Annotated in this window: 31 protein-coding genes; 17 read left to right on the top strand and 14 right to left on the bottom strand. The window is 63.6% G+C overall.

The genetic code is table 11. The features are described 5' to 3' along the window. Positions 1–88 precede the first annotated feature (88 nt). Positions 89–730, top strand: coding sequence for a pseudouridine synthase (locus CH92_RS18075; RefSeq protein ID WP_025243165.1), 642 nt, complete (start codon positions 89–91; stop codon positions 728–730). A gap of 7 nt (positions 731–737) precedes the next feature. Here the strand turns inward: CH92_RS18075 and CH92_RS18070 are convergent, their stop codons facing one another. From CH92_RS18070 to CH92_RS18055, 4 genes are all read right to left on the bottom strand, one after another. Then, the gene (locus tag CH92_RS18070; protein ID WP_021210252.1) at positions 738–956 is read right to left on the bottom strand and encodes a DUF2788 domain-containing protein; all 219 of its coding nucleotides are present in this window, start codon (positions 954–956) and stop codon (positions 738–740) included. Between the two features lie 171 nt (positions 957–1,127). Beyond that, positions 1,128–1,607, bottom strand: coding sequence for an Lrp/AsnC family transcriptional regulator (locus tag CH92_RS18065; RefSeq protein WP_025243164.1), 480 nt, complete (start codon positions 1,605–1,607; stop codon positions 1,128–1,130). Positions 1,608–1,903: 296 nt separating this feature from the next. Continuing rightward, positions 1,904–2,839 (bottom strand): cation diffusion facilitator family transporter, encoded by a 936-nt coding sequence (locus CH92_RS18060; protein WP_038623118.1) that lies wholly within the window; start codon positions 2,837–2,839, stop codon positions 1,904–1,906. Further along, on the bottom strand, positions 2,839–3,255 hold the full coding sequence (locus CH92_RS18055) for a hypothetical protein (protein ID WP_025243162.1): 417 nt from the start codon (positions 3,253–3,255) through the stop codon (positions 2,839–2,841). Before CH92_RS18055 ends, CH92_RS18060 begins: the two co-directional genes overlap by 1 nt. A 307-nt stretch (positions 3,256–3,562) precedes the next feature. Here CH92_RS18055 and CH92_RS22335 point away from each other — a divergent pair, with 307 nt between their 5' ends. Both CH92_RS22335 and hrpB read left to right on the top strand, forming a co-directional pair. Continuing rightward, positions 3,563–4,066, top strand: a complete 504-nt coding sequence (locus CH92_RS22335; RefSeq protein WP_038623116.1) for a hypothetical protein — start codon at positions 3,563–3,565, stop codon at positions 4,064–4,066. A gap of 59 nt (positions 4,067–4,125) precedes the next feature. Further along, positions 4,126–6,579, top strand: coding sequence for an ATP-dependent helicase HrpB (gene hrpB, locus CH92_RS18045; RefSeq protein WP_025243160.1), 2,454 nt, complete (start codon positions 4,126–4,128; stop codon positions 6,577–6,579). 63 nt (positions 6,580–6,642) lie between these two features. Here the strand turns inward: hrpB and CH92_RS18040 are convergent, their stop codons facing one another. Further along, entirely contained in the window at positions 6,643–7,350 is a 708-nt protein-coding gene (locus CH92_RS18040) for a substrate-binding periplasmic protein (protein WP_235206168.1), read from the bottom strand. Between the two features lie 239 nt (positions 7,351–7,589). Here CH92_RS18040 and CH92_RS18035 point away from each other — a divergent pair, with 239 nt between their 5' ends. Then, positions 7,590–8,432, top strand: a complete 843-nt coding sequence (locus CH92_RS18035) for an SDR family oxidoreductase (protein ID WP_025243158.1) — start codon at positions 7,590–7,592, stop codon at positions 8,430–8,432. Between the two features lie 23 nt (positions 8,433–8,455). On the opposite strand, the gene CH92_RS18030 is transcribed toward CH92_RS18035, so the two are convergent. Together CH92_RS18030 and CH92_RS18025 are read right to left on the bottom strand one after the other, a co-directional pair. After that, positions 8,456–8,863, bottom strand: a complete 408-nt coding sequence (locus tag CH92_RS18030) for a VOC family protein (RefSeq protein WP_038623112.1) — start codon at positions 8,861–8,863, stop codon at positions 8,456–8,458. A 68-nt stretch (positions 8,864–8,931) separates the two neighbouring features. Then, entirely contained in the window at positions 8,932–9,612 is a 681-nt protein-coding gene (locus CH92_RS18025; protein ID WP_025243157.1) for a YciC family protein, read from the bottom strand. A gap of 117 nt (positions 9,613–9,729) precedes the next feature. On the opposite strand from CH92_RS18025, the gene CH92_RS18020 reads away from it, so the two are divergent. The 4 genes from CH92_RS18020 to CH92_RS18005 all read left to right on the top strand — a co-directional run bounded on the left by CH92_RS18020 (position 9,730) and on the right by CH92_RS18005 (position 12,984). After that, positions 9,730–10,203: an NYN domain-containing protein gene (locus tag CH92_RS18020; protein ID WP_025243156.1), complete on the top strand. Its 474-nt coding sequence runs from the start codon at positions 9,730–9,732 to the stop codon at positions 10,201–10,203. Positions 10,204–10,450: 247 nt separating this feature from the next. Further along, positions 10,451–11,776: a DEAD/DEAH box helicase gene (locus CH92_RS18015; RefSeq protein WP_025243155.1), complete on the top strand. Its 1,326-nt coding sequence runs from the start codon at positions 10,451–10,453 to the stop codon at positions 11,774–11,776. A 192-nt stretch (positions 11,777–11,968) separates the two neighbouring features. Then, positions 11,969–12,679 (top strand): AzlC family ABC transporter permease, encoded by a 711-nt coding sequence (locus tag CH92_RS18010; RefSeq protein WP_025243154.1) that lies wholly within the window; start codon positions 11,969–11,971, stop codon positions 12,677–12,679. Then, the gene (locus CH92_RS18005; protein ID WP_025243153.1) at positions 12,676–12,984 is read left to right on the top strand and encodes an AzlD family protein; all 309 of its coding nucleotides are present in this window, start codon (positions 12,676–12,678) and stop codon (positions 12,982–12,984) included. Before CH92_RS18010 ends, CH92_RS18005 begins: the two co-directional genes overlap by 4 nt. A 50-nt stretch (positions 12,985–13,034) precedes the next feature. Here the strand turns inward: CH92_RS18005 and CH92_RS18000 are convergent, their stop codons facing one another. Both CH92_RS18000 and CH92_RS17995 read right to left on the bottom strand, forming a co-directional pair. Then, positions 13,035–14,288, bottom strand: a complete 1,254-nt coding sequence (locus tag CH92_RS18000) for a TIGR03862 family flavoprotein (RefSeq protein WP_025243152.1) — start codon at positions 14,286–14,288, stop codon at positions 13,035–13,037. A 71-nt stretch (positions 14,289–14,359) separates the two neighbouring features. Further along, on the bottom strand, positions 14,360–15,280 hold the full coding sequence (locus tag CH92_RS17995) for a histone deacetylase family protein (protein WP_025243151.1): 921 nt from the start codon (positions 15,278–15,280) through the stop codon (positions 14,360–14,362). 77 nt (positions 15,281–15,357) lie between these two features. On the opposite strand from CH92_RS17995, the gene CH92_RS17990 reads away from it, so the two are divergent. The 3 genes from CH92_RS17990 to CH92_RS17980 all read left to right on the top strand — a co-directional run bounded on the left by CH92_RS17990 (position 15,358) and on the right by CH92_RS17980 (position 17,465). Then, complete coding sequence (locus CH92_RS17990; RefSeq protein WP_162163109.1) at positions 15,358–15,921, top strand: GNAT family N-acetyltransferase; 564 nt, start codon at positions 15,358–15,360, stop codon at positions 15,919–15,921. Positions 15,922–16,002: 81 nt separating this feature from the next. Further along, the gene (tesB, locus tag CH92_RS17985; RefSeq protein WP_025243149.1) at positions 16,003–16,872 is read left to right on the top strand and encodes an acyl-CoA thioesterase II; all 870 of its coding nucleotides are present in this window, start codon (positions 16,003–16,005) and stop codon (positions 16,870–16,872) included. Further along, the gene (locus CH92_RS17980) at positions 16,869–17,465 is read left to right on the top strand and encodes an HAD family hydrolase (RefSeq protein ID WP_025243148.1); all 597 of its coding nucleotides are present in this window, start codon (positions 16,869–16,871) and stop codon (positions 17,463–17,465) included. The genes tesB and CH92_RS17980 overlap by 4 nt, the downstream gene beginning before the upstream one ends. A gap of 160 nt (positions 17,466–17,625) precedes the next feature. Here CH92_RS17980 and trxA read toward each other — a convergent pair whose 3' ends face one another. From trxA to CH92_RS17960, 4 genes are all read right to left on the bottom strand, one after another. Further along, positions 17,626–18,495 carry a thioredoxin gene (gene trxA / locus CH92_RS17975; protein WP_025243147.1) on the bottom strand — a complete coding sequence of 290 codons (870 nt, stop codon included), beginning with the start codon at positions 18,493–18,495 and terminating at the stop codon, positions 17,626–17,628. Positions 18,496–18,584: 89 nt separating this feature from the next. Beyond that, entirely contained in the window at positions 18,585–19,115 is a 531-nt protein-coding gene (thpR, locus tag CH92_RS17970) for an RNA 2',3'-cyclic phosphodiesterase (RefSeq protein WP_025243146.1), read from the bottom strand. A gap of 64 nt (positions 19,116–19,179) precedes the next feature. After that, entirely contained in the window at positions 19,180–19,863 is a 684-nt protein-coding gene (locus CH92_RS17965) for a class I SAM-dependent methyltransferase (RefSeq protein WP_025243145.1), read from the bottom strand. Beyond that, complete coding sequence (locus CH92_RS17960; protein ID WP_025243144.1) at positions 19,860–20,291, bottom strand: YbaY family lipoprotein; 432 nt, start codon at positions 20,289–20,291, stop codon at positions 19,860–19,862. Before CH92_RS17960 ends, CH92_RS17965 begins: the two co-directional genes overlap by 4 nt. A gap of 114 nt (positions 20,292–20,405) precedes the next feature. Here CH92_RS17960 and nrdR point away from each other — a divergent pair, with 114 nt between their 5' ends. Beyond that, positions 20,406–20,870, top strand: coding sequence for a transcriptional regulator NrdR (nrdR, locus tag CH92_RS17955; RefSeq protein ID WP_025243143.1), 465 nt, complete (start codon positions 20,406–20,408; stop codon positions 20,868–20,870). After that, positions 20,867–21,976, top strand: a complete 1,110-nt coding sequence (gene ribD, locus CH92_RS17950) for a bifunctional diaminohydroxyphosphoribosylaminopyrimidine deaminase/5-amino-6-(5-phosphoribosylamino)uracil reductase RibD (RefSeq protein WP_025243142.1) — start codon at positions 20,867–20,869, stop codon at positions 21,974–21,976. The genes nrdR and ribD overlap by 4 nt, the downstream gene beginning before the upstream one ends. A 38-nt stretch (positions 21,977–22,014) precedes the next feature. Here ribD and CH92_RS17945 read toward each other — a convergent pair whose 3' ends face one another. Further along, complete coding sequence (locus CH92_RS17945; RefSeq protein ID WP_051517614.1) at positions 22,015–22,782, bottom strand: hypothetical protein; 768 nt, start codon at positions 22,780–22,782, stop codon at positions 22,015–22,017. A 768-nt stretch (positions 22,783–23,550) separates the two neighbouring features. On the opposite strand from CH92_RS17945, the gene CH92_RS17940 reads away from it, so the two are divergent. From CH92_RS17940 to nusB, 4 genes are all read left to right on the top strand, one after another. After that, entirely contained in the window at positions 23,551–24,219 is a 669-nt protein-coding gene (locus tag CH92_RS17940; protein ID WP_025243140.1) for a riboflavin synthase, read from the top strand. 18 nt (positions 24,220–24,237) lie between these two features. Beyond that, complete coding sequence (gene ribBA, locus CH92_RS17935; RefSeq protein WP_025243139.1) at positions 24,238–25,317, top strand: bifunctional 3,4-dihydroxy-2-butanone-4-phosphate synthase/GTP cyclohydrolase II; 1,080 nt, start codon at positions 24,238–24,240, stop codon at positions 25,315–25,317. Positions 25,318–25,510: 193 nt separating this feature from the next. After that, complete coding sequence (gene ribE / locus CH92_RS17930; RefSeq protein ID WP_025243138.1) at positions 25,511–25,987, top strand: 6,7-dimethyl-8-ribityllumazine synthase; 477 nt, start codon at positions 25,511–25,513, stop codon at positions 25,985–25,987. Then, positions 25,984–26,469 (top strand): transcription antitermination factor NusB, encoded by a 486-nt coding sequence (nusB, locus tag CH92_RS17925; protein WP_025243137.1) that lies wholly within the window; start codon positions 25,984–25,986, stop codon positions 26,467–26,469. Before ribE ends, nusB begins: the two co-directional genes overlap by 4 nt. The last annotated feature ends 1 nt before the right edge of the window (position 26,470 follow it).

The following is a 26,470-nucleotide window of genomic DNA, read 5'->3' as shown; positions in this document are numbered from 1 at the left end:
GTGTCTGTACGATCGCCGGCGTTCACTGGCCCTTGCTGGTCAGCAACGCCCGTCCTAGCATGGCCGGCCTGCTATCAAAGGCTCTGCCATGCCTCGCATCTCTCGTCCCCGTCCACCGCGCCCTGCAGCGGCGCGATCACAACCCCGCCGCGTGGCCAAGGCACCGCCGGCCGAGCCGCGCCTGTTGCTGCTGAACAAACCTTTCGACGTGCTCACCCAATTCAACGATGCGGATGGCCGCGCCACCCTCAAGGACTTCGTACCGGTGCCGGGCGTTTACCCAGCCGGGCGACTGGACCGGGACAGCGAGGGGCTGTTGCTGCTGACCAATGACGGGCAGCTGCAGGCACGGATTGCCGACCCCAAGCACAAACTGGCGAAAACCTACTGGGTCCAGGTAGAAGGCGAGGTCACCGCTGAGCAACTGCAGCGCCTGCGCGAGGGGGTCGAACTCAACGATGGCATGACACTACCGGCCGAAGCCCGGCAGCTCGATGAGCCCGAGTTATGGCCACGCAACCCGCCGGTGCGTTTTCGCAAGAGCGTGCCGACCAGTTGGCTGGAACTGGTAATCCGGGAAGGGCGCAACCGTCAGGTTCGGCGGATGACCGCTGCGGTGGGTTTACCGACGTTGCGGCTGGTGCGGGTACGCATCGGCGACTGGACGCTGGATGGCCTGTTACCCGGTGAATGGCGGGAGGCACCGGCGCGGTTACCGCGCCAGCACTGAAATCAGGTCAGTGCGGGATGCCTTGTGACACTTCGATGATGTAGCCAATGATCGGCTTGGCGAGGAAGGCGAACAGGCACAGGCCCAGACCCAGGAACAGAATGGCGGTGCCGAGCCGCCCGGCTTTCGACTTCTTGGCCAGATCCCAAATGATGAAGGCCATGAAAGCCATCAGGCCGCCGACCAGGACGATCATCATCCACTTTTCGAAAACTTCCGGCTCCATCGATTTCTCCGCTTGGCTAAGTCTGGATGCAGACGACAACAGCTATGACAGCGGGCGGGCCGGTTATTAGCGAGCGAAGCGCTTTTCGAATAGGGCGCGCAGGGGCATAGCAAGGCGGCGGCGAGTATACGCCAGGACCGGCATCAGTGACCTTCGCCGCGGCAATGGGTCTCAGGTACGCAGGTGTTCCAGGGGCAGTTCGGTGCTGGAGGAGACCTGGCGCAGAACGAAGCTCGACCTGACGCTGGAAACGCCTTCGATGCGCGTCAGTGTGCCGAGCAGAAACGCCTGGTAGTGCTCCATGTCCGGCACCACCACCTTGAGTTGGTAGTCGGCATCCATTCCGGTGACCAGGCTGCATTCGAGCACTTCTGCGCATTTTCCGATCACCCCTTCGAAATGCTCGAAGCGCTCCGGCGTGTGCCGGTCCATGCCGATCAGCACGTAGGCGGTCAGGGTCAGGCCGAGCTTTTTGCGGTCCAGCAGGGCGACCTGGCGAGCGATATAGCCGTCGTCTTCGAGTTGTTTGACCCGCCGCGAGCAGGGCGAGGGTGACAGGCCGATGCGTTCGGCCAGCTCCTGATTGGAGATACGGGCGTCGTGCTGCAATTCCTGCAGAATGCGCAGATCGTAGCGGTCAAGTTTGCTCATTCCAGATGGCTCTCTTTGCTCTGTTGCGCAGAACTATGCGCTTACGAGAGCAGATTGCGCAACTTGGCTGTATTCGAGCAATTTTCGCAAACATCTAGCGTCGCGCGAGGCGTAAGCTTTATTCAACTTCAGCCCCCGGCAGAACTGACGCGGTCCTTATCCCGCCGCGCCAACCGTATACCTTATCGAGGCTATCGGTCCGGGCCAGCACCGCCCACAAGGCGCTGCCGAAGAAACCGCCACAAGCGGCCAGCGAACAGAATTAAAAAAAGACCACGTCTCGGCGTGGTCTTTTTTTATGCGGTGCCGGTCGGCTCGTGGGTTGGGCGTGGCTTCACCACTTCCAGCGGATCGGCATGTACCAGCACTTCGGCGCGAGGGTACTTGGCGTGAATTGCCGCCTCGACCTGATCGCACAGGGCGTGCGCCGCGATCAGCGGCAACTGGCCAGGCAATTCCAGATGCATCTGTACGAACCAGCGGGTGCCGGAAATGCGGGTGCGCAGGTCGTGGCAACCGACCACCCCAGGTACGGCGCAGGCCAGCTGGTGCATATCCTCACTGATCTCCAAGGGCAGCTCGGTATCCATCAGCACCGCGCCAGCTTCCCGGACGATGCTCAGCGCGCTCCAGAAAATGTAGACGGCAATGGCGATGCCGAAGACGGCGTCCAGGCGCTCCCAGCCGTAGCCGGCCAGCACCAGCGCGACGAGGATGCTGGTATTGAGCAGCAAGTCCGAACGGTAGTGCAGCGAATCGGCACGGATCGCCGTCGAGCCGGTTTCACGCACCACATGGCGTTGATACATCAATAGCGCCACGGTCAGCGCCAGCGACAACAGCATCACCGCGATGCCCAGGCTCGGTGCGCCCAACGACTGGGGATGCAGCATGCGATCGACGCCCTGCACGCAGACGAGGATCGCACTGACCGAAATGAAGGCGCCCTGGCCAAGCCCGGCCAGGGCCTCGGCCTTGCCGTGACCATAGCGATGGTCCTCATCGGCGGGGCGCAGCGAGTAATGCACCGCCAGCAGGTTGAGCAGCGAGGCGGCGCCGTCCAGCAGTGAATCGGTGAGGCCCGCCAGCAGGCTGACTGAACCACTCAGCCACCACGCCAGCGCCTTGCTTGCAGCCAACGTCAGTGCCACGACCAGAGCAAGGTGCGTGGCTCGACGCATCAGCCGCGCATGCTCGGCGCTGATGCCCTTGCGCTCGCGGGTATGTTGCATCAGGCGGCCGGACGCAGTCCGAAGGCGGCGAGTTGCTCGACACTGCCGGTGTGCTGGATCAGTCGTGGATCATCCAGCGGCAGACTGCGGCCGGTTTCGGCTTCGATGATGGCTTTGAGCTTGGCTTGATCGATCACGCCGTCGGCGCCGATGGCTTCCTGCAGTTTCTCAGGTGCCATGGAGTAGCTGTCGTCGGGCAGATAGATCGCGCCGGTAGCGAAATCGATGCCGAAGGCGATCAAGCCCGGAATCACGTAGAACAACAGGCCTATGGCGTTGGCGACGGCGATGGCGGGATCGATCTTGCCGTCGATCTGCCCGCGGCGGTCAGGGTAGAACAGCGTGCCGCACGCGGCCAGTTGGGTGAACAGGGAGACGGCCAGCACGCCGCCGATGACACGGGAACGAGTACGCATAAGGACCTCCTGGAAAAGTGGCGCAACTATACAAGGGCTGTGTGATGTTTTCTCGATATCAGACCGCTTCCGATGGGTCAGTGTTCGCGTGCGGTACTGGTCATGAAAACGGCGATAGAAACGGTTGGCGCTGGCACGCCTGGAATGATCTCGGGCGCATTGCCCGCTACGCGCATGATTCGGCTAGGCCGGTCTTTGCAGCGCCCTCAAAGCTTTTACCAAGACCTTACGTTTGATTGACGATCTGCCCGTGTCGACGCCCGGATAATCAGCTCCGCAGCATCCCGTCGTCTTCTGGAGTCGCATCATGCCCGGGTCCTTTTCACGTACAAGCATCGCCGCGTTACTTTCGATTTTGCTCAGTGCTCCGGCATTCGCCGCGCCTGGGCATGGCCCGGGCCCGCAGGCGCGCCATGATGGCCCCAAAGCTCGCTATTTCCACCCCGGGCCGCGGCACGGCCATGGTCTGCCGACCGGAGCGCGGGAGCTGTGGATCGGCAGCATGCTCTACTTCGTCGCCGCCGGTACCTATTACCTGTGGAATGCCGAGCGCAACGTCTATGAGCCGGCCAGCCCTCCGCCGGTGGTGCAGGTCAGCGAAGCCGGGCGTTATGATGTGATCGCCTATCCGGCCAGTGGTCAGAGCGCTGAACAGCAGAGCCGTGATCGTTACGAATGTCATACCTGGTCGGTCAGCCAGAGCGGCTTCGATCCGGCAACCGCACAATCCGCACCGCCTGCGACGGCGGCCGACACCTATCGGCGAGCACTCGGTGCCTGCCTGACCGGACGTGGCTACAGCGTTAACTGACAGCAGCTCGTGTGTGGGCGAGGCGCTGCGGTATCCCGAACCGTCCACTCCGAGTATCTATGATTGCCCTGCCCATCGATGAAGCCCTGCCAGCCCTGCGCCAGGCCCTGCTAACGCGCGACGAAGCGGTGCTCGAAGCGCCGCCCGGCGCCGGCAAGACCACCCGGGTGCCGCTGGCCTTGCTGAACGAACCGTGGCTGGCGGGGCAATCTATCCTGATGCTCGAACCACGACGCCTCGCTGCGCGCGCGGCGGCCGAGCGGCTGGCCAGCGAGCTGGGCGAGAAGGTCGGCGAAACCGTCGGCTATCGCATCCGGCTCGAAAGCAAGGTCGGGCCGCATACCCGTATCGAGGTGGTCACCGAAGGTATTCTTGCGCGTCGCTTGCAGGACGATCCGGCGCTCGAAGGCGTCGGGTTGGTGATTTTCGACGAATTTCATGAACGCAGCCTCGATGCCGATCTGGCACTGGCGCTGACGCTCAATGCCCGCGTGCTATTGCGCGATGAACCTTTGAAGCTTCTGTTGATGTCCGCCACGCTGGAAGGCGCGCGCCTGTCGGGCCTGCTCGACGATGCACCGGTGGTGCGCAGTGAAGGGCGCATGTATCCGGTCACTCAGCGCTGGGGCCGGCCTTTTCAGGCCGGCGAGCGCATCGAGCCGCGTGTCGTTCAGACCGTGCTGCAGGCCTTGGACGAGGAGCCCGGCAGTGTCCTGGTCTTCCTTCCGGGGCAGGCCGAGATCCGCCGTGTGAACGAAATGCTTGCCGAGCAGCTGACGAGTCGAGTCGAGGTGATGCTCTGTCCGCTGCACGGCGAGTTGGAGCTGACCGCCCAACGTGCGGCCATCGAACCGGCGCCGGCCGGCAAGCGCAAGGTAGTGCTGGCGACCAATATCGCTGAAACCAGCCTCACCATCCAAGGTGTACGGGTGGTGGTCGATGCCGGCTTGGCGCGCGTGCCGCGGTTCGATCCCGGCCGCGGCATGACACGCCTGGAAACGCGCCGTATCTCGCGCGCGTCGGCTACGCAGCGGTCCGGACGGGCGGGGCGCCTGGAACCGGGTGCCTGCTTTCGCTTGTGGTCCGAAGAGCAGCACGCGCAACTGGTCGCTTATGGCGACGCGGAAATCCTGCAGGCCGATCTGGCCGGTGTGGCCTTGCAGCTGGCGCGCTGGGGTGTCGAACCGGACGAGCTGGCCTGGCTGGATATGCCGCCGGCTGCTGCGTACGCCCAGGCGCAGGCTCTGCTCCAGCGCCTCGGCGCGCTCAGTCGTAACGCCCGTGGCGGCTGGCAATTGACCGCTCACGGCCAGGCCATGGCCGAGCTGCCCGCACATCCGCGGATCGCTCACCTGCTGTTACGCGGGCAGTCACTGGGCCTCGCGTCGCTGGCGGCTGATCTCGCCGCCCTGCTGGTCGAGCGTGATATCCAGCGCGGCGGTGGTGTGGACGTCTCTACGAGGCAGTTTCGCGGCCTGCTGCGCGGCCCGGCGGTGCCCGCGCCGGCCAATGCTTCGGATCATTTTTGGCACGGCGCGCTGCTGGCGTTCGCCTATCCCGACCGGATCGCCCGCCAGCGGCGTGAGGGTGGCGGCGAGTACCGTCTGGCCAATGGACGGGCGGCGGTGTTCGGCGAGCCGGATGCGCTGATGAGGGAGAATTGGCTGGTGATCGCTGAACTGGGCAGTCGTCAGGGTCAGCGTGAGGAGCGCATCTATCGTGCCGCTGCGCTGGATCCAACGTTGTTCGATGAGGTGCTGGCCGAGCAGGTCAGCATGCGTGACGAGCTGGAATGGGACGAGCGCGAAGGCGTACTGCGGGCCGAGCGGCAGCGGCGCGTCGGCGAACTGGTGCTCAGTCGCGAACCCTTGCCTGGGCTGGATGACGAGGCGCGGGGCCGCGCCCTGCTCGGGCTGGTCCGGCGCAAGGGTCTGGAGCTGCTGCCTTGGACGCCGGAGCTGCGCCAGTGGCAGGCCCGCATCGCTTTGCTCAGGCAGATCGATCTGGATGCCGGCGTCGTCAGTGAATGGCCGACTGTCAGCGACGATGCGCTGCTCGAGCGGCTGGAGGACTGGTTGCTGCCGTACCTGGGCAAAGTCTCGCGGTTGACACATTTCGCCCAATTGGACCTAAAGGGCGTGCTCGCGACCCTGTTGCCTTGGCCGTTGCCGCAGCGCCTCGACGAACTGGCGCCGGTGGCCATTGCGGTGCCATCCGGCTCGCGGGTGCGGCTCGACTACAGCGAGTCGCCACCGGTGCTGGCGGTGCGCCTGCAGGAGCTGTTCGGCCTGGCCGATACGCCACGCATTGCCGCAGGGCGTCAGGCAGTCAAGCTGCACCTGCTGTCACCAGCGCGCCGGCCGGTGCAGGTGACCCAGGATCTGGCCAGCTTTTGGGCCAACACCTACGCCGAGGTGAAGAAAGACCTCAAGGGTCGCTATCCCAAGCACTACTGGCCGGATAATCCTTTGATCGCCGAACCCACCGCGCGCGCCAAGCCACGTGGCACCTGAGGCGGTGCCAATACCGTGCGTATCGAGCCTTGGCGGAGCGCAACAGGCTGGGCTCGCCGCGCTTTATTCCGGCAGGCTCATGTCTTCACCGGCCGCCGCCATCTCGGCATAGGCTCGATCCAGTGCATTGATGATATTTCGGCTGTTATCGGCATGGCGCGAGACGATGAAGCGAATCGGCATCTGGTGGATTGTCTCGTAGGGCAGCGCCGGCAGGCCGAGGCGTTGCAACAGCTGATTAACTGGAATCTGATAATCGAGCAGATAGTCGGCGCGACGATGCTGCAGCATCTCCAGCGCCGAGGCGTGGTTGCTGGCGCGGTGTAGGCGAATGTCCAACTGCGGGTCGTGCAGCATCTGATTCACCGCAGGCCAGTAGTTATAGCCGCCGATGACGATGACACCGCGCCCAGCAAGGCTTTGGGGGACATCGGGTGGCGGGGTGTCGGGCCGGTGATAAAGATTGAGACTGATCTGCGCGAGGGTTTCGCGCCCTTCGAGCGTATCGGTCAGCAGCTCCGGTTTGCCTGGTGCGCCGGGCCAGACATCGACGGTGCCGTCCTTCAGGGCCGCATACAGGCGTGCGCTCGGCAGCCCGCGGAACCTCGCATGAAAGCCGGCGCGCTCGAGCACCTTGCGCGTCAGGCCCACCACTGGCCCCTGCGGCCGGCTCTGCGCATCGGTGTAGATGGCCGGCGGAAAGTCGTAGTAGCCAACGGTCAGGGTTCGTGGCGACTCAGGCCCGGACGCGGCGAAGCAAGGACCTGCCAAAGCTGCTGCAAAAGACATCCAGAGTAAAGGCTTCAAGGTAATTCACTGCCCCTTGTGGTTGCACCGCCCAAGCATGGCGGCGAGTGGCTTCACTGTCCAGAATGGCACGACTACGCGAGTCGCCCGGTGTCGCTCGTTCGCGCAGCCGCGAACCGGTGACGGGCCGACTATGCTTAAAGCATGAATGGCGCCATGGCCGGCAGGTTGTGGTGCTCGATCAGGCTCAGGTGGAGTGGTTCATGTATCGCAAGGTTTTCGCCAGCAAAGTATTCGATCGCAAGGTGGTGCTGATCACCGGGGGCTGCGCGGGGATAGGTCGCGCCCTGACCGAGCGGATGGCTCAGGCCGGTGCGCGAGTGGTGATTTTCGATCTCGATCAGAACGCGATCGATGGTCTGGTGCAGCACCTGGTCGATCATCACAACGCCGATGCCCTGGGCCTGCGCTGCGATGTTTCGGATGCGGAGGCGGTGCAGCAGGCCGTTGCGCTGGTGGTGGAACGCTTCGGCGGCATCGACGTGCTGATCAACAATGCGGGTATTACTCACCGTAGCCGCGTCGCCGAAACCAGCCTGGCGGTGTTCGAGCGGATCATGGCAGTCAACTTCTATGGGGCGCTGCACTGCACCCAGGCCGCGCTGCCGAGCCTGATTGCGCGCGATGGTCAGATCATCGTGCTCAGCTCCCTTTCGCAGTACGCGCCGGTGCCTGACCGAGGCGCTTACAACGCCAGCAAGCATGCGCTGCATGGCCTGTTCGAAACCTTGCGCAGCGAGTTGGTCGACACCGGCGTCAACGTGATGCTGGTGTGTCCCGGTTATACCGCGACCGATCTGCGCAAGAACGTGCTGGTCGGCGATGGATCCACCGCACCGCAGCCGGCGCTGGCCGTGGGGCGCGTGGCATCGCCGCAGGATGTCGCCGAGTCGATCTATCAGGGAGCGCTGAGACGGCGCCGGCTGTTGGTGTTGTCCAATCTGGACTGGCGCGCGCGGCTGGTGGCGCGCTGCTTCCCGCGGTTGTTCGAGCAGTTGCTGCTGCCGCGGCTGGCCGGTGCCCGGGCGTCAACCGGCACCGGCTAGGCGATCAAGGCGCTGCTGTACAGTCACTGCATCAACGTCATGTCCCAGAAGGCGGCTTCGATCTTGTGACCATCGAGATCGCGCACGAAGCAGCCATAGTAAGGCTCGCCATACTCTTCCCGTGGCCCCGGTGCGCCTTCGTCCATTGCACCAGCGCCCAGGGCGGCGCGATGAAAGGCATCGACTGACGCCTTGCTCGCCGCGAAGAAACCGACGTGCGTTCCGTTGCCGACAGTTGCCGTTTGGCCATCGATAGGCGCTTGCAGCCAGAATTCCGGGTACTCGCGGCCCCAGGCGATTGCCCCCGGGTGGGCCATGATGCGCTTGCAGCCCAGGGTCGCCAGGACTTGGTCATAGAAACCTGCGGCTTGCTCGAAACGGTTACTGCCGAGGGATACGTGGGACAGGATGCTGGGGTTCTGGTCGGCCATGGCGGAGCGCTCGGATGGATGGAACCACCAAGCCTAGCCCGGCGGAGGGCTCGCCGCCGCCCTGACGGTCAACCTCTCTCGTCGAGGCCGATAGCCGGCTCGCTGCAGAGCATGAAACAGCGAAACAGCACCACGGTTGCCAGCAGTTGCAGCAGACCGACAGCGCTATCGACCAGCACGGCCAGCAGGCTGGGTGACGCCTCGCTGGTTCCAAATTGCGCGGCGAGCCAGGCTTCCAGAAGCCACAGCGGTAGCAGCACGGCGAGGATGCAGCCGAGCACGAGGAAAAAGTGGCCGCGGGTCTGCCGGAAGCTTTCTTTCAGCGCAGCCAACGGGCTCAGGCCACGCAGGACCAGCAGGTATTCGGCGAAGGCGATCTTGGTCATCACCCAGAGCCCCGGCAGTACGAACAGCGACGCGCCAAGCATGATCAGCAGGGTGCCGAGCCCCGTCAGCACTGCCAGCGACGGCCATAACGGCAGTGCGCGAGCCAGTACCTCGCGCAGCGCTGGCGAATATCCGCGGCTGCGGGCATCGAGGAACAGGATCAGTGCGCCGATATAGAGCGGGTAGAAGATCATGCCAACCAGCAATTCCTGCGCTGGCACGACATTCTTGCCGAACAGATGCTCGACGGCTAAACGGGTGCAACTCTCCAGTGCGATCAGTGGCAGGCAGAGCCGCGCGATGGATGCCAGGTTACGGGAGTAGAAGAACCAAGCATCACGGAGGATGGACAGGACATTCATCGCGGTCGGGACAACTCTCGGAGAAACAGGCGCGCACTTTAGCCCAAGGAAGCGGGCGGCGACATGTGCTGTATTGCCGTCCATACTGGTCAGCCCTTTCACCGTTCGGGTCGCCGCGTGAAGAAAATCGCCTTGTTTGCCGATGTGCAGAACCTCTACTACACGGTGCGCCAGGCCCATGGCTGCCATTTCAACTACGCCGCGCTGTGGGCCGAGGTCAGCGCCCGTGGCGAGATTGTCGAGGCCTACGCCTATGCCATCGATCGGGGCGATCCCAAGCAGCAGCAGTTTCAGCAGATCCTGCGTAACCTGGGCTTCACGGTGCGGCTCAAGCCCTACATCCAGCGCAGCGACGGCTCCGCCAAGGGCGACTGGGACGTCGGAATCACCATCGATGTGCTGGACACCGCCGGGCATGTCGACGAGGTGGTGCTGGCCTCCGGCGATGGTGACTTCGACCTGCTGCTCGACCGCGTGCGCGCCGGTGGCGCCGAGGCGACGGTCTATGGTGCGCCCGGCCTGACGGCCAACTCGCTGATTCGTGCCGCCAGCCGTTACGTGCCTATCGAGGGCAAGCTGCTGTTGCGTTAGAGGTGGCGGTTAGCGGTATAGAACCGAAAGCGACACTGTGCCGGTGTTACATTCGCCGGTCTCACCCGAAGCGGCTCTCGGTCAGTCACGCTTTGCCGACCCGGCGAGCAATGTTGCGGTGGATGTAGAAAGCGACATCCACCCTACGCTTGGCTTCCAGCTTCCAGCTTCCAGCTTCCAGCTTCCAGCTTCCAGCTTCCATTCCGAGTAAACTGCGCACCTCGTTTTCGTACTCCCGGTTTTCGCCATGACCTTCGCCTCCCTGGGCCTGATCGATCCGCTGCTGCGCACCCTCGAATCCCTCGACTACACCCAGCCGACGCCGATTCAGGCCAAGGCCATTCCGGCCGTGCTCAAGGGCCGTGACCTGATGGCCGCGGCGCAGACCGGCACCGGCAAGACCGCCGGTTTCGCCTTGCCGCTGCTGCAACGGTTACTGCATGAAGGGCCGCAAGTGGCGAGCAACTCGATTCGCGCCCTGGTGCTGGTGCCCACCCGAGAGCTGGCCGAGCAGGTGCATGAGAGCTTCCGCGCCTACGGCCAGAACTTGCCGCTGCGCAGCTATGCGGTTTACGGCGGGGTCAGCCTCAACCCGCAGATGATGGCTCTGCGCAAAGGCATCGACGTGCTGGTGGCGACGCCGGGGCGGTTGCTCGATCTGTATCGACAGAACGCGGTGAAGTTCAGCCAGGTGCAGACCCTGGTGCTGGACGAGGCTGACCGTATGCTCGACCTTGGCTTCTCGGAGGAATTGGACGCGCTGTTCAGCGCTTTGCCGAAGAAGCGCCAGACCCTGTTGTTTTCCGCGACCTTCTCCGATGCGATCCGGCAGATGGCGGGCGAGCTGCTGCGCGACCCGCTGTCCATCGAAGTCAGCCCGCGCAATGCCGCCGCGAAGACGGTCAAGCAGTGGCTGGTGCCGGTGGACAAGAAGCGCAAGTCCGAGCTGTTCCTGCACCTGCTGGCGGAAAAGCGTTGGGGGCAGGTGCTGGTGTTCGTCAAGACACGCAAGGGCGTCGATCAGCTGGTGGACGAGCTGCAGACCGAGGGCATCGGCAGCGACGCCATCCATGGCGACAAACCACAGGCCTCGCGGTTACGCGCGCTGGAGCGCTTCAAGGCGGGCGAGGTGCAGGTGCTGGTAGCCACCGACGTCGCCGCGCGCGGACTGGATATTCATGACTTGCCGCAGGTGGTCAACTTCGACCTGCCGATCGTCGCCGAAGACTACGTGCACCGCATCGGCCGTACCGGCCGTGCCGGCGCGACAGGTGAGGCAGTGTCGCTGGTCGCTGCCGATGAAGTCGATCAGCTCGCCGCCATCGAAACGCTGATTCAACAGGTCCTGCCGCGCCATGACGAGCCGGGTTTCGTTCCCGATCACCGGGTGCCGACCACCCAACCCGGCGGCCAGATCATCAAGAAGCCGAAGAAACCGAAGAAACCCAAGACCGCCACCGGCAAAGGCCGCATCCATCTGGGTAACTGGTTCGATGAAAGCGAAAAGCCCAACGCCAAGCCGATCCGCAAGGTGCCAAGTCTGGGCGGGGCCAAGCCGGCAAAGAAACGCTAGCGAAAACCTGATCGCCCCCCGCCTAATTATGCGGCTCGATCGATTGGGTGCTCTGCTGCAGCCACAACGATCGTGCCAGCCTGGATGAATGTCGAACGCTAGCTGATAGTTGTCGTTTGGAAGACTTCTGTTACACAGTGGTGCCGATACGCTCCGCTGCACCCTCTGAAATGGCAACAAGCGAGGTGCCTTTTGGCAAGTACCGATGCAGAACTTCAACGGCTCAGTCGTCATGACGTATGGGCCGGGTTCAAGCAGCTGACGCCCATTTCGCTGTTTGTCATCGTATTTGGGTTGGCCTTCGGCCTCGCTGCAACGCAGGCGGGGCTGGATGACCATTCCATCATCATTATGAGCAGCCTGGTCTTTGCCGGCGCCTCGCAGTTCGCATCGCTGGAGCTCTGGGGGACGCATGTGCCCGTCGTTCCACTGATAGTGACCGTGTTTGCCGTCAACGCTCGGCATTTATTGATGGGGGCGACCCTGTACCCCTGGCTGCGTCATCTACCGCCGCTGAAGCGCTATGCCGTGATGTTCGTCGTCTCGGATGCCAACTGGGCCATGTCCATGCAAGCGTTCAGTCGCGGGAAGCCGGGATTGGGCATTCTGTTCGGCGGCGGCCTTGCGCTCTGGACGTTCTGGGTGCTGGGTACCTGGCTGGGTCTGTATTTCGGCAGTGCCATCCACGATCCGGTCAGTTGGGGGCTGGACATGGTCATGGGATGTTTCCTTCTGGCGATGGTTGTCGGCGGGAAGAAAAACCTGCGCATGACCGTTATCTGGATAGTGGCTGGATGCGCATCGATGTTGGCGTACTGGTACCTACCCACCAATAGCCACGTGGTGGCTGGCGCGCTGGCTGGCGGGATATTGGGCGCGCTGTGGATGGAGAAGAAAAAATGATGATAGAGACGGCGGAGTCCGGCGCGCTGATCATCATCCTGATCATGGCGGTGGTGACCTTGGTGACTCGCTGGGGCGGTGTGTTTGTCATGTCGTTTGTGCCCATCAGCCACAGAACCGAACAATTCATCGGCGCCATGTCTGGCTCGGTGCTGGTGGCGTTGCTGACACCCATGGCCGTCAATGGAGACAACGGCGCACGGCTGGCTTTTTTGGTCACAGCCGCGACGATGCTGCTGGTCAAGAAGCCCTTGCCTGCGATCGCGGCCGGGGTGATTAGCGTGGCGCTGTTCAGGCATCTATGACTATCGGCTCGATCGCTGTGCATTGCGGTCGCGGTTCTATCAGGCGGATGTCAGCCCTGTAGCCAGCGAAGCATGCCTGCCGCCGCCGCACGGCCGCTGGCAAAGCAGGCGGTCAGTAGATAACCGCCAGTCGGTGCTTCCCAGTCGAGCATTTCGCCGGCGCAGAACACGCCGGGCAGCTGGCGTAGCATCAGGCCATCGTTCAGCACTTCGAACGGAACGCCACCGGCGCTGCTGATGGCTTCGTCCAACGGCCGCGGCCGCAGCAGCGTGATCGGTAACGCCTTGATCGCCGCGGCGAGCGCGGCGGTGTCCTGGAACGCCTCGGCACGGGTCAACTCGCGCAGCAGGCCGGCCTTGACACCATCGAGGCCAAGCTGACGTTTGAGATGCTTGGCCATGGATTGCGAGCCTCGGGGCTTGGCCAGCGCCTGAGCAATTCTTTCCAGCGGATGATCGGGCAGCAGGTCCAGCAATACGGTGGCCTGGCCATTGAGCTCGATGGCCTGACGGATCTCGGCGGACAGCGCATAGATCAGGCTGCCTTCGATACCCGTAGCGGTGACGACGAGCTCACCCTTGCGCGGTACGCCGTCGGTCAGCCCGAGGCTGACCGTCTTCAGCGGCGCGCCGGCGAATTTTTCCTGCAGGTGCTGGCTCCAGCCGGCCACCTCGAAACCGCAGTTGGCCGGCCGCAGGGGCGCGACGTCGATACCACGATCGTGCAGCAGCGGCATCCAGGCACCATCGGAGCCCAGTCGCGCCCAACTGCCTCCGCCCAGAGCCAGCAAGACCGCATCGGCGCTGACGTGCAGGTCGCCGTCCGGGCCGTGCAGATGAAGGCTGCCGTCGCTGTGCCAGCCGAGCCAGCGGTGACGTGTGTGAATTCGCACACCGGTGTCGCGTAGACGCCGCAGCCAGGCGCGCAACAGCGGGGCGGCCTTCATGTCCGATGGGAAAACGCGCCCCGAACTGCCGACGAAGGTGTCGATCCCCAGGCCGTGAATCCATTCGCGCAGCGCATCGGGGGTAAGGGCCTCGAGCAGGGCGCGCAGCTCCGGCGCGCGTTCGCGGTAGCGAGCAACGAAGGGCTCGAAGGCTTCGGAATGGGTGATGTTCATTCCGCCTACGCCGGCCAACAGGAACTTGCGACCAACCGAGGGCATGGCGTCGTACAGGTCGACCGTGACGCCGGCCTGGCTCAGGACTTCGGCGGCCATCAGTCCGGCAGGGCCGCCGCCGATGATGGCGACGCGAGATTCAGCAAGAGGCATGGTTGCAGCCGGCAGTTGCGGGGCGGGCATTGTAGCGGCTGACCCAGACGCGGGTCATTTCTGTGGCGTGGTCAGGCCGTAGCGGATTCATGCCACGCCTCTCAACCCAATCCGTGGCGGCGCCAGGCTTCGGCGGCGCTGAAGTGCAGCTGCGCGTGCCGACGGGCCAACAGCGCTCGATCCTTGTCGTAGCCGCCACCGATCACGCCGACTACCGGAATATCCCGGCCCAGGCAATGCTCGATCACCGCGCTGTCTCGCATCGCCAGCCCTTCGTCAGTGAGGTCGAGCAAGCCCAGCGCATCGTCGCGATGAACGTCGACGCCGGCGTCGTAGATCACCAGATCCGGCTGATACAGCGGTAACAGGTAGTTGAGCGCGTCGTCGACCGCCTTGAGGTATTGCGTGTCGGCAAGGCCCGGCGGCAGCCCGATATCCCAGTCGCTGCGGGCCTTGCGTGTCGGAAAGTTCTTCTCGCAATGCAGCGATACCGTCACCGCGTCGGCCGTGTGCTCGAGAATCCGCGCGGTGCCGTCGCCCTGGTGCACGTCGCAATCGAAGATCAGCACGCGGCCAACGCGGCCGCTCTCCAGTAGCGAGAGGGCGATCACCGCCAGGTCGTTGAAGATGCAAAAGCCCGAGGCGTGGTCACGATGGGCGTGGTGGGTGCCGCCCGCCAGATGACAAGCCAGCCCGTGCTGCAATGCCAGCTCCGCGGCGAGTAGCGAGCCGCCGACCGCGCGCACGGTGCGTTGCGCCAACGGCGGGCTCCAGGGTAGACCCAGGCGGCGCAGTTCCTCGTGACTCATGTCGCCGCTGCAGTAACGCTCGACATATGCGCGATCGTGCGCGAGCGCAAGCAGGTCGGTCGGGCAGAGCTCGGGGCGCAATAGCGCCTCGTCCGTGGTCAGACCGCTGGCGACAAGATGATCGCGCAGCAGTCGGAACTTCTCCATGGGGAAGCGATGCCCAGGCGGCAGCGGCGGGCTGTAATCATCATGAAATATCAGCGGCAGGAACATAGATCGGCGCCCGAATGGTCTGCCGAAAGTATGCCTATTAGGCAACGACCCTCTCAAGGAACAGCATGGAAGAAGCGATGACGCGTCTTGAACTGGACTCCCTACGTCTGCGGCTGCGCGGCTGGCGGGACGACGATCTCGATCCCCTGACCGAGATGTGCGCCGATCCACGGGTGATGCGCTATTTCCCGGCGTTGCTCTCGCGTGATGACTGCGCCGCGGCGATGGCGCGCTGCCGGATGCATTTCGCCCGGCACGGTTTCGGCTTCTGGGCGCTGGAGCGCAAGGACGACGGGCGCTTCATTGGCCTGACAGGGCTGGCCTGGAGCCGTCTGGACTTGCCATTTTGCCCAGCCGTAGAGATTGCCTGGCGACTCGTCCGCGACCAATGGCGACAGGGGCTGGGGCGGGAAGCGGCGCAAGCGTCGCTGGCCTGCGCGTTCGAGCGCCTGCAGCTACAGGAGGTGGTGGCGTACACCGCCGCGATCAACGAGCCGTCCAGGCAGTTGATGAGCGCACTGGGCATGCAACACGAAGCGCAGCATGACTTTGAGCATCCAGACGTAGCCGAAGGTCATCCGTTGCGTGCTCACGTGTTGTATCGGATAACGCGGGAAAACTGGAACGATGCCCGACGATAAGTCCAATTGCTGGAGCGAATCCGGTGAAATACGTAACATTGCGCGCTTGCCCCGTGCCCGCATAGCCATAGGAACACCGCCATGACCGACACCCTAGACACGCTCGTCAACCTGCTGTCGCTGGAACGAATCGAGGAAAACCTTTTTCGCGGCGCCAGCCAGGACCTGGGTTTTCCGCAGCTGTTCGGCGGCCAGGTGGTTGGTCAGGCGTTGTCCGCTGCGAGCCAGACCGTGACGCCGGAGCGCCATGTGCATTCCATGCACGGCTATTTCCTGCGCCCCGGCGACTCCCATCAGCCTGTGGTCTATGACGTCGACCGGGTGCGTGATGGCGGCAGCTTCAGTACCCGTCGCGTCAGTGCGATTCAGAAAGGCCAGACCATCTTTACCTGCAGCGCCTCGTTTCAGGCGGACGAGACCGGCTACGCTCATCAGTTACCAATGCCCGAGGTGGCCGGGCCGGAAAACCTTCTCAGCGAATGGGAACTGATGCATAAGCTGACACCGCTGGTTCCCGAGCGCATGGCAGAGAAGCTGCGCCGGCCCAAGCCCATCGAGATTCGTCCCGTGACGCTGCAGGATCCAATCAACCCGCAACCGATCGAGCCGATTCGGCACATCTGGTTTCGCGCCGATGGCTCGCTGCCGGACAACCCCGCACTGCACAAATATCTGGTCGCCTATGCCTCGGATTTCAGCTTCATCGGCACCGCACTGCAACCCCATGGTGTGAGTTCCTGGAGCAAGTTCATCCAACTGGCGAGCCTCGACCATGCCATCTGGTTCCACCGGGAAGTGCGTGCGGACGAGTGGTTGCTGTATGCCATGGATAGTCCCTGGTCCGGCAATGCCCGCGGTTTCGCCCGCGGTAGTATCTTCAATCGTGCCGGTGAGCTGGTCGCCTCGGTGGCTCAGGAGGGGCTGATTCGGGTACGTGAGGATTGGAAATGAATCTGGCCGGCGTACGGCACTGGGTGTTCGACATGGACGGTACGCTGACTATCGCCGTGCATGACTTCTCGGCGATCAAGCGGGCGCTGGACATCCCGGAAGACGACGACATCCTTCACCACCTTGTTGCGCTGCCGGCCGATGAGGCTGCAGGCAAGCGCGCCTGGTTGCTGGAACACGAACGTGAACTGGCCTACGCAGCCACGCCGGCACCGGGCGCTCGCGAGCTGGTGGAGGAACTGTGCGACCGGGGCTGCCGGCTCGGCGTGCTGACGCGCAACGCCCACGAACTGGCGCTGGTGACCCTGCAGGCGGTGGGACTGGGCGAGTATTTCGCCAGCGAAGATATCCTCGGCCGCGATGAAGCCCCGCCCAAGCCCGATCCCGGCGGTCTGCTGCATCTGGCGGACAGATGGTCCGTCGAGCCGAGCGAGCTGGTGATGGTGGGCGACTATCGCTTTGACCTGGAATGCGCCAAGGCGGCCGGTGCGCGTGGCGTGCTGGTCAATGTGCCGGTTAATCCATGGCCGGAACTGACCGATCTACATGCCCGCGATTGTTTGCAGTTGCGCGAGATGCTGGCGGGCCAGTGAGCGGGAAACAGCATCCGCCCGCGGGAGTGGCATTGCTCCAGTGTCATTCCGGACCCACCCGCCGCGAATCGCGCCGCCTACGAGAAGCAGATCCGCGGGGGCTTGGTATTGCTTGGCTTGAGTTTTTCCCGGCTCAAGGCGGGTGCCCTTTCTGCTGGGCTCAATACAGGGCCTGGTACAGCTTGCGCCGATAGGTGGTGACCAGCGGGTGGTCGCTGCCCAGCAGATCGAATACCTGCAGCAGCGTCTTGTGCGGCAGGCCTTCGGCGTAGCCGCGGTTGCGCACGAACAGCTTCAGCAGACCGTCCAGTGCCGCGTCGTGCTGCTGCCGCGCCAGTTGCTGGATGGCCAGTTGATAAGCCGCTTCGTCGTCCTCGGCGTTTTGCGCCAGGCGGCTCTTGAGATCGGCGACTTCCGGCAAGTCATTGGCCTGACGCAGGAAGGTCAGCTGCGCGCGGGCGCCAGCCAGCGCCTGCTTGTGGGCGTCACCTTTGACGGCGTCGAGCACCGTTTCGGCCTCGGCCAGTTCGCCGCGTTCGGCCAGGCAGCGGGCATAGAGGATCAGACCCGCGGCGTTCTCGTTGTCCTCGGCCAGCAACTGCTTGAGCAAGTTTTCCGCCTCGCCAATGCGCCCTTCGGCAAACAGCGCCTGGGCGGTTTCCAGCAGATCGGCCTCGGGGGCGGCGGGCGCGGCTACGTGCGGTTCGAGCATGGCGCGAATCGCTGATTCCGGTTGGGCACCGGCGAAACCATCGACGGGCTGGCCGTCCTTGAACAGTACTACGGTAGGCAGGCTGCGCACGCCGAAGCGGGCCACGACGTCCTGCTCAATGTCGCAGTTGACCTTCGCCAGCAACAGCTCACCTTGGTATTCCTCGGTGATCTTTGCCAACAGCGGCATCAACGCCTTGCATGGCGCGCACCACTCGGCCCAGAAGTCCACCAGCACCGGCTTGTGGAAAGAGTTTTCCAGCACCAGCTGCTCGAAGTTGGCGCTGCTGACGTCGAAGATGTAGGGAGTCTGGCTCATCGGGGTTCTCGGAATGGGCGCATGCGAAATGAGGCGTGCATGTTAAGTGGGGGCGCGCCGAAGCGGAAGCAAGTGGCGCGCGTCGCGGTTCAGCCGCCCGGCGCCGTCAATGGCCAGTTCTCCAGCTCGCGGTAGCGCACGCCATGCTCGGTGTTTTCGGACAGGAAGAGGCCGAAGTGCTCCACCTGCCATTTGAAGCTGGGCGGTGCCCCGTCTGGCTGCGCCTGGGGCTCGCGCGACAGCGTCATGTGCGGCAGGAACGGCCGCGAGTCGAGCGCGAAACCGTGAGCGGACAGACCGGCATGCAGCTGTTCGACCAGTTGGCTCAATGGTGGAGGGACCTGGCTTGGAATCAGGGAGACGAAACCGTGGCCGATCGTCTGCAACCGATCCAGCCTTAGCGTGAAGGGGTCAGCGCGCAGGTGGTCTCCGAGCTGCTTCAGCCCTTCCAGCTTCGCGGTCGGCTGGCTACCCAGAAATGCCAGTGTGAGGTGCAGGTTGGCCTGCGCCACGGGACGACCGCCGAGGTTCTGGCTGTCGCGCCAGCTACAGATGGTCTCCGCCAGCGGAGACGGGCAGGACAGGGCGAAGAACAGACGCAGGGGTTTCTCTGTGGACATGATGGCCTCCTCTGGGGCTCGGCTCATGCTGCAGCGACGCTACGCCAGCTATCTGCGATAGACCTCAGCCGGCAGCCAGGGATTCAGCCTCGGCGTGGCGACTGGCCTGGTAAAGACTGACCCGACGGAATTCCGCTGGCTCGGCCAGATCCGGCCAGGTGCAGGCATCCAGAATCGCCAGGCGGCCGTACAGCGCATGCTGAAAATCGCGCACCCGCGAGTCGGCGACCAGCGCCTGGCGGCCACGGCTGAGGAATTGATCGAGCAGCGGCAGGTTGGCGCGATCGTAGAGCACATCGGCGACGATGATCAGGTCGTAGCGATCCGCTTCGGCGAAGAAATCAGCTGAATAGCTCAACTGCACACCGTTGAGCGCCGCGTTGGCGCGGCAGGCCGCCAGCGCCAGCGGATCGAGGTCGCAGGCCACTACTTCCAGTGCGCCGGCCTTCGCCGCGGCGATGGCGGCGACGCCCGAGCCCGAGCCGAAATCCAGTACCCGCTTGCCGCGCACCCATTCCGGATGCTCGGCAAGCCAGCGCGCCAGTACCAGGCCGCTGGCCCAGCAGAAGCACCAATAGGGCGGCTCTTCGAGAATCCGCCGGGTTTCCTCCGGGCTGAAGGCGCGGTCCATGTTTGCCGCATCGATCAGCCACAGACGAATGTCGGTATCGGGCAGCGTCTCGATGCTCAGACGGGCATCGCCAAGCAGGTCGGCCAGCGCCGCTTGTAATGCAGCCGGCGGGATCAAGGCGCCGGTACCAGTCGCAACGGGCCGAGGGACTGGCTGGCCGGGCTGCTGACCTGCACAGCAGGCAAGCGCATGATCAGCTGACCGGAGCGGGTCACTCGACCACGCAGCTCGACCTGCTGATCTTTTGGAAACTTTTCGGCGTTGAATTTGAGGATGAACGGCAGCTCATTACCTCGGCCTTTGAGTTGCACGCTGCTCAACAGGCGATCGGGCTGGTCGCGACGGTTGACTTCCAGCAGCGCCAGCTCGACTTCGCTGTCGGCTGGGACGCCGATTAGACTGCCATGCAGCTCGTGCAGCGGTGTCACGGCCGCGGGCGGATCCTCGAAGGTGACGGGCGCCGAGGGGCGCTGGGATTGCTGGCTCGAACAACCCACCAACACCACCACTAGTAGAACGGGCAGAACAAAAGGACGTAACGGCACGAACGGCTCCGAAATCTGGCAGTAATGCGCGCCTGTATAGCAACAAACCGCTCGATTTGTCTTGCCGACGGGATGCGCTACCATGGCTCTCCCGACGTCTGACAGCTCTAAACCATGCATTGTCCCTTCTGTGGTGCACATGACACCAAAGTCATCGATTCGCGCCTTGTGGCCGAGGGCGATCAGGTGCGCCGCCGCCGCGAGTGCCTCGCCTGCGGCGAACGTTTCACCACCTTCGAAACCGCCGAGCTGGTTATGCCGCGGCTGATCAAACAGGACGGCAGCCGCCAGCCGTTCGATGAGGAAAAGCTGCGTGCCGGCATGCAGCGCGCACTGGAAAAGCGCCCGGTGAGTGTCGAACGCCTGGAAGAGGCCATCGCCCATATCAAGCATCGGCTGCGGGCCACTGGCGAGCGGGAAATCAAGTCGCGGGTACTCGGTGAGCTGGTGATGGTCGAGCTGCAGAAACTCGACGAGGTTGCCTATATCCGCTTCGCTTCGGTCTACCGCCGCTTCCAGGACCTCAACGAATTCCGCGAGGAAATCGAACGCCTGTCTCGCGAACCCGCGAAAGAATGACTGCCGCCGATCACGCCTGGATGGCCCGAGCCCTGCAGCTGGCGCGCAAGGGGTTGTATTCGACGCATCCCAATCCACGTGTCGGCTGCGTGATCGTAAAGAACAGTGAACTGATCGGCGAGGGCTGGCATGTGCGAGCCGGCGAGCCGCATGCCGAGGTGCATGCCTTGCGCCAGGCTGGCGAGCGTGCCCGCGGCGCCACCGCTTACGTCACGCTTGAGCCGTGCAGTCATCACGGGCGTACGCCGCCTTGTGCCGCTGCACTGGTCAACGCAGGCGTAGGGCGCGTGGTTGCTGCCATGCAGGATCCTAATCCGCAGGTGGCCGGTCGCGGTTTGGCGCGTCTGCGCAGCGCAGGGATCGAAGTCGCCAGCGGAGTGCTGGAGACCGAAGCGTTCGAACTCAATCGCGGCTTTATCAAGCGCATGGAAACCGGGTTGCCTTATCTACGGGCGAAACTGGCGATGAGTTTGGATGGTCGGACCGCCATGGCCAGCGGCGAAAGCCAGTGGATCACCGGTCCGGCGGCTCGGGCCGAGGTGCAGCGTCTGCGTGCGCAGTCCAGCATGGTGCTGACCGGCGCCGATACCGTGCTGATGGACAACGCACGGCTGACGGTGCGTGCCGCCGAGCTTGGGCTGGATGAGGAACTGAGCTCGCTGGCGATGCAGCGCCCACCGCTGCGGGTGCTGGTCGATGGCCGGCTGCGTGTGCCACTGGACGCGCCGTTTTTTCAGGCCAGCCCAGCACTGGTGGCTACGGCAGCGATCGGACGCGCCGAGCAGCACCGCGCCGCTGGCCATGAGGTAGTGGAACTGGCGAACGGCGACGGGCGGGTCGATCTGCACCGCCTGTTGCGCGAACTCGCCAGCCGCGGCGCCAACGAAGTGCTGCTCGAAGCCGGTCCTCGCCTCGTCGGAGCGTTTGCCGCGCGGGGCTTGATCGACGAATACCAGATCTTTGTTGCCGCCAAGTTTCTCGGCTCCTCGGCGCGTCCGCTGCTGGAGCTACCGCTGGCGCGCATGAGCGAAGCGCGCGAGCTCAGGATCGTTGATATCCGCGCGGTCGGCGATGACTGGCGGATCATTGCTCATCCGTCTGGCTGACCTGCGCCGAGGGCATGACCGGTATTACGTCATGCCCCTCAATTCACCGGCTTCAACCCATTGTGATCCAGGCTGGCGCGGCGCTTGTTGGAGCCCAGTAACAGCCGTGCAAGCGGGCTGTCGTGATGTGGATTGCCGAAGTGGAACAGCGCAGTGGCGCGCAGCATGGCGGGGTCGCATTGATCGTTGGCGTGCAGGCTGCGGTATCCCCAAAACAGGTAGAGATTGCCCGGTACCAGCTTGAGCCGGATCGGCCGTAACCAACCGCGCCTGACGGCGAACGCCACCAGCTTCTTGCTTGCCGTGTTATGCAACAGCGCCTTCTCGATCACGTTGCGCAGGGCGTTGAAGCGCACGGGCCGAAGGTTTGGAAAAATCATCAGATCGCCACAGTGTTCGCCCTCGGTCGGGATGAACAAGGGGAGCAGGGCTGTAACCGCCGTGGCATCGAAGTGGTAGAAGTGCGACTGCTTGAGACCGCTGCGGCCCTGGAGGCAGCGGATCACCGGGAATATCTGCTCCATTGCGGCTGGCTCCCGGCCGGTCTGGAGTCGATACAAGCCTGTCAACATCTCCTTGAATGGCGGGGAAAGCGCCAGCGCCGCAACGATGCTGCCGCCCAGTGCTTCGATGCCATGGATCGCGAAATATTCGCCGCCATGGCTCGTCGCCTGTTGCTCGATGAAGGCGCGGCCCTGTTCGAGCATCTCGGGCGAGAGGTAGTTTTGCAGCACAGCGAAGCCGTTTGAATCGATCTCGGCCGCCCATTGCGCAGCCGGCTCCTGCAAAATGGTAGGTCCTGGCATTTCCATCTCTCGGCACCTGCATAAAAGGGACCGGAGCGTGTTCCTTATCGCGGCCTGATGCGCGGGATCTTCCGAATGCGAGTTTCCCTGGCGCGGCGCATCATTACGCGCAATGCAGGAGCGACGTTCCATCCTGATCGTCTTTCCTGTCGTCTCCTCGGGCGGTGTCCCGCCGGAGAGGCGCAGCGATGCCTATGGACAAACAAGCGAAACGGGAGTTTCACGTAGTGCTCAAAAATGTTGGAACGGACTGCTGCCGATGGCTCGCCCAGTGACTATTTCCGTTGTGTCGCAATCGTTTGCAGGCTGCAGAGCGGGCGCATCTGTGGTAAAAACTGCGCCGGGCCTTAACACGGCCCACGTTCTCAGGGCGGGGTGAGATTCCCCACCGGCGGTAATGACACAGCCAAAAAGCTGAAAGCGTAGCGAGCGCAGGTCAGGCAAGGCGTGATTCGACGAGAAGGCGAGCTTTACGGCAGTAAACAAGACTGCGGTAAATGAGCATTTCGAGGAGGATTACAACGCAGCATGGCCTGCGCGCAGTAGCTTTCAATTGGCGTCTAGCCCGCGAGCGCTTGTCTTCGACAAGGTCAGCAGACCCGGTGTGATTCCGGGGCCGACGGTATAGTCCGGATGAGAGAGAGCGGGATGCCTCGACGGGCGCCGTTCGTGCGCGCGTCTACTCCCTATCGATCTGCAACGCCCTGTTTTGTCTAAAACAGGAGTTCGTCATATGCATCGTTTCAACAGCCTTCCTTGGGAGGCCACATGTTCACAGGAATAATCGAATCCATCGGCACCATCGGTGCCATGACGCCCAAGGGCGGTGACGTCCGGGTGCTGGTCGAAACCGGGAAGCTGGACCTGGCTGACGTCAAGCTTGGCGACAGCATTGCGGTCAACGGCGTCTGCCTGACCGCCGTCGAGCTGCCGGGCAACGGCTTCTGGGCCGATGTCAGCCGCGAGACGCTGGCGCGTACCGCTTTCGTCGATCTAAAGACTGGCAGCCGGGTGAACCTGGAAAAGGCACTGACACCGACCAGTCGTCTCGGCGGGCATCTGGTCAGCGGTCACGTCGATGGCGTCGGCGAGGTGGTGGCGCGCGAGGAAAACGCCCGCGCGGTGCAGTTCCGTATCCGTGCGCCGCGCGAGCTGGCCAAGTACATCGCGCTCAAGGGCTCGATCACGGTCGATGGCACCAGCCTCACGGTCAATTCCGTGAACGGTGCCGAGTTCGAGCTCACTATCGTCCCGCATACGCTGGCCGAAACCATCATGGTCGACTACCGCACCGGGCGGAAGGTGAATCTGGAAGTGGATCTGTTGGCGCGCTACCTCGAGCGCCTGCTGATGGGCGACAAGGCCGCCGAGCCCAATGCCTCGGGCCTGACCGAAAGCTTCCTGGCCGAAAACGGCTATCTGAACCGGGCTCGTTAATTAGAAGGATCGGGCACCATGGCTCTGAACACCGCTGAAGAACTGATCGAAGACATCCGCGCTGGCAAGATGGTCATCCTCATGGATGACGAGGACCGCGAGAACGAGGGCGACATCATCGTCGCCTCGGAGTGCGTGACCGCCGAGCACATCAACTTCATGGCCCGTTTCGCTCGAGGCCTGATCTGCATGCCGATGACCCGTGAGCGCTGCGAGACCCTGCAGCTGCCGCTGATGGCGCCCCGCAATGGTTCGGGTTTCGGCACCAAGTTCACCGTATCCATCGAAGCGGCCGAGGGCGTGACGACCGGCATCTCCGCCGCCGACCGCGCCCGCACCGTGCAAGCCGCCGTGGCGAAGCATGCCGTGGCTGAAGACATCGTCAGCCCGGGGCACATCTTCCCGCTGATGGCGCAACCGGGCGGCGTGCTGGCGCGTGCCGGGCACACCGAAGCGGCGTGCGACCTGGCGCGAATGGCCGGTTTCGAACCGTCGGGGGTGATCTGCGAAATCATGAACGACGACGGCACCATGGCGCGTCGCCCTGAGCTGGAGCTGTTCGCCGAGCAGCACGGGCTGAAGATCGGCACCATCGCCGACCTGATCCATTATCGGATGATCCACGAGCGCACCGTCGAGCGGGTGTCCGAGCAGCCGCTGGAAACCGAACTGGGTCAGTTCAAGCTGGTGACCTACCGCGACGAGGTTGAGGACACCGTGCACATGGCGCTGACCCGCGGCGACATATCGCCAGAAAATCCCACTCTGGTGCGCGTGCACAATATGGAGCCGTTGCGTGATCTGCTGCTGGTCACCGTGCCGGGACGCTGGAGCCTGCGCGCCGCGATGAGCGAAGTGGCCAAGGCCGGCAGCGGCGTGGTGCTGCTTCTGGGCAATCCGCTGACCGGGCCGCAGTTGCTGGCCCAGCTCAATCGGCAGCAATCGCCGAGCCCGGCGACCTACAGCACGGTGGGCGCCGGTTCGCAGATTCTTCGTGACCTCGGCGTGCGCAAGATGCGCCTGATGAGTTCGCCGATGAAGTTCAATGCAATATCCGGCTTCGACCTGGAAGTTGTAGAATACCTGCCCGCTGAGTAAGGCTGCCGTGCTACTGCGCTTGGACATACCGAGTTGATAACAGGCGAGGCTTGCTCATTAACAGCCGATGCTTCTGAACTGGAAGCATCGCAGCCTCACCTGTTTTCGCCTTGTCTATCCTGCGCTCGCTACGCGCTGATTCGCCGGGCCGCCTTTGCCCACAAGCTCTTTAACGCTATATGAGATTGTTTCCATGACACTGAAGACCATCGAAGGTACCTTCATCGCCCCGCAAGGCAAGTTCGCCCTGGTCGTTGGCCGCTTCAACAGCTTCGTTGTTGAGAGCCTGGTAAGCGGTGCCGTTGACGCGCTGCTGCGCCACGGTATCCCGGAAGACGCCATCACCATCATCCGCGCGCCGGGTGCCTTCGAAATCCCGCTGGTGGCGCAAAAAGTCGCGCAGCAAGGCGAATACGACGCCATCGTCGCCCTCGGCGCGGTCATTCGTGGCGGCACGCCGCATTTCGAGTACGTCGCAGGTGAGTGCACCAAGGGCCTGTCGCAGGTGTCCATGGAATTTGGGGTGCCGGTCGCTTTTGGCGTACTGACCGTCGACTCCATCGAACAGGCCATCGAGCGTTCCGGCACCAAGGCCGGTAACAAGGGCGCCGAAGCCGCACTTTCCGCTCTGGAAATGGTGAGCCTGCTGGCGCAGCTGGAGGCCAAGTGAGCCTTAATCACGACGATAGCCAGGACGCCCCGCAGCCCAAGGCCAAGGGCAAGATCGCGACGCGCCGTGTAGCCCGCAGCCTGGCGATGCAGGCGCTGTATCAGTGGCACATGGCGGGCCAGAGCCTGAACGAAATCGAGGCGCAGTTTCGCGTCGACAATGATTTCTCCGGTGTCGACGGCACCTACTTCCATGAGCTGCTAACCGGCGTGGCCCGAGCCAAAACTGAAGTCGACGGCGCCATCGTGCCGCATCTCGATCGCCCGCTCGAAGAGCTCGATCCCGTGGAATTGGCTGTTCTGCGTCTGTCGACCTTTGAGCTGATGCACCGCATCGACGTGCCGTACCGGGTGGTGATCAACGAAGGCATCGAGCTGGCCAAGGTGTTCGGCGCCACTGACGGTCACAAGTTTGTCAACGGCGTGCTGGACAAGCTGGCGCCCAGCCTGCGCAGTGCCGAGGTTGGCGCTCACAAGCGCTGAG

It is taken from the genome of Stutzerimonas stutzeri (assembly GCF_000590475.1).
In the GTDB taxonomy this organism is placed as follows: Bacteria; Pseudomonadota; Gammaproteobacteria; order Pseudomonadales; family Pseudomonadaceae; genus Stutzerimonas; species Stutzerimonas stutzeri_D.
The sequence above is the reverse complement of the archived record's forward strand: the minus strand, read 5'-3'. Positions and strand labels throughout refer to the sequence as shown.

Bases quoted from the DNA above. Each gene is read 5' to 3' on its own strand.
- thpR (WP_025243146.1), bottom strand. From the start codon at position 19,115: ATGTCCACAGAGAAACCCCTGCGTCTGTTCTTCGCCCTGTCCTGCCCG.
- CH92_RS18075 (WP_025243165.1), top strand. From the start codon at position 89: ATGCCTCGCATCTCTCGTCCCCGTCCACCGCGCCCTGCAGCGGCGCGA.
- CH92_RS18060 (WP_038623118.1), bottom strand. From the start codon at position 2,839: ATGCAACATACCCGCGAGCGCAAGGGCATCAGCGCCGAGCATGCGCGG.
- ribBA (WP_025243139.1), top strand. From the start codon at position 24,238: ATGGCTCTGAACACCGCTGAAGAACTGATCGAAGACATCCGCGCTGGC.
- CH92_RS18065 (WP_025243164.1), bottom strand. From the start codon at position 1,607: ATGAGCAAACTTGACCGCTACGATCTGCGCATTCTGCAGGAATTGCAG.
- ribE (WP_025243138.1), top strand. From the start codon at position 25,511: ATGACACTGAAGACCATCGAAGGTACCTTCATCGCCCCGCAAGGCAAG.
- CH92_RS22335 (WP_038623116.1), top strand. From the start codon at position 3,563: ATGCCCGGGTCCTTTTCACGTACAAGCATCGCCGCGTTACTTTCGATT.
- nrdR (WP_025243143.1), top strand. From the start codon at position 20,406: ATGCATTGTCCCTTCTGTGGTGCACATGACACCAAAGTCATCGATTCG.
- tesB (WP_025243149.1), top strand. From the start codon at position 16,003: ATGACCGACACCCTAGACACGCTCGTCAACCTGCTGTCGCTGGAACGA.
- CH92_RS18035 (WP_025243158.1), top strand. From the start codon at position 7,590: ATGTATCGCAAGGTTTTCGCCAGCAAAGTATTCGATCGCAAGGTGGTG.
- hrpB (WP_025243160.1), top strand. From the start codon at position 4,126: ATGATTGCCCTGCCCATCGATGAAGCCCTGCCAGCCCTGCGCCAGGCC.
- CH92_RS17940 (WP_025243140.1), top strand. From the start codon at position 23,551: ATGTTCACAGGAATAATCGAATCCATCGGCACCATCGGTGCCATGACG.
- CH92_RS17945 (WP_051517614.1), bottom strand. From the start codon at position 22,782: ATGCCAGGACCTACCATTTTGCAGGAGCCGGCTGCGCAATGGGCGGCC.
- CH92_RS18015 (WP_025243155.1), top strand. From the start codon at position 10,451: ATGACCTTCGCCTCCCTGGGCCTGATCGATCCGCTGCTGCGCACCCTC.
- CH92_RS17980 (WP_025243148.1), top strand. From the start codon at position 16,869: ATGAATCTGGCCGGCGTACGGCACTGGGTGTTCGACATGGACGGTACG.
- CH92_RS18070 (WP_021210252.1), bottom strand. From the start codon at position 956: ATGGAGCCGGAAGTTTTCGAAAAGTGGATGATGATCGTCCTGGTCGGC.
- trxA (WP_025243147.1), bottom strand. From the start codon at position 18,495: ATGAGCCAGACTCCCTACATCTTCGACGTCAGCAGCGCCAACTTCGAG.
- ribD (WP_025243142.1), top strand. From the start codon at position 20,867: ATGACTGCCGCCGATCACGCCTGGATGGCCCGAGCCCTGCAGCTGGCG.
- CH92_RS18005 (WP_025243153.1), top strand. From the start codon at position 12,676: ATGATGATAGAGACGGCGGAGTCCGGCGCGCTGATCATCATCCTGATC.
- CH92_RS17995 (WP_025243151.1), bottom strand. From the start codon at position 15,280: ATGTTCCTGCCGCTGATATTTCATGATGATTACAGCCCGCCGCTGCCG.
- CH92_RS17990 (WP_162163109.1), top strand. From the start codon at position 15,358: ATGACGCGTCTTGAACTGGACTCCCTACGTCTGCGGCTGCGCGGCTGG.
- CH92_RS18025 (WP_025243157.1), bottom strand. From the start codon at position 9,612: ATGAATGTCCTGTCCATCCTCCGTGATGCTTGGTTCTTCTACTCCCGT.
- CH92_RS18000 (WP_025243152.1), bottom strand. From the start codon at position 14,288: ATGCCCGCCCCGCAACTGCCGGCTGCAACCATGCCTCTTGCTGAATCT.
- CH92_RS18030 (WP_038623112.1), bottom strand. From the start codon at position 8,863: ATGGCCGACCAGAACCCCAGCATCCTGTCCCACGTATCCCTCGGCAGT.
- CH92_RS18055 (WP_025243162.1), bottom strand. From the start codon at position 3,255: ATGCGTACTCGTTCCCGTGTCATCGGCGGCGTGCTGGCCGTCTCCCTG.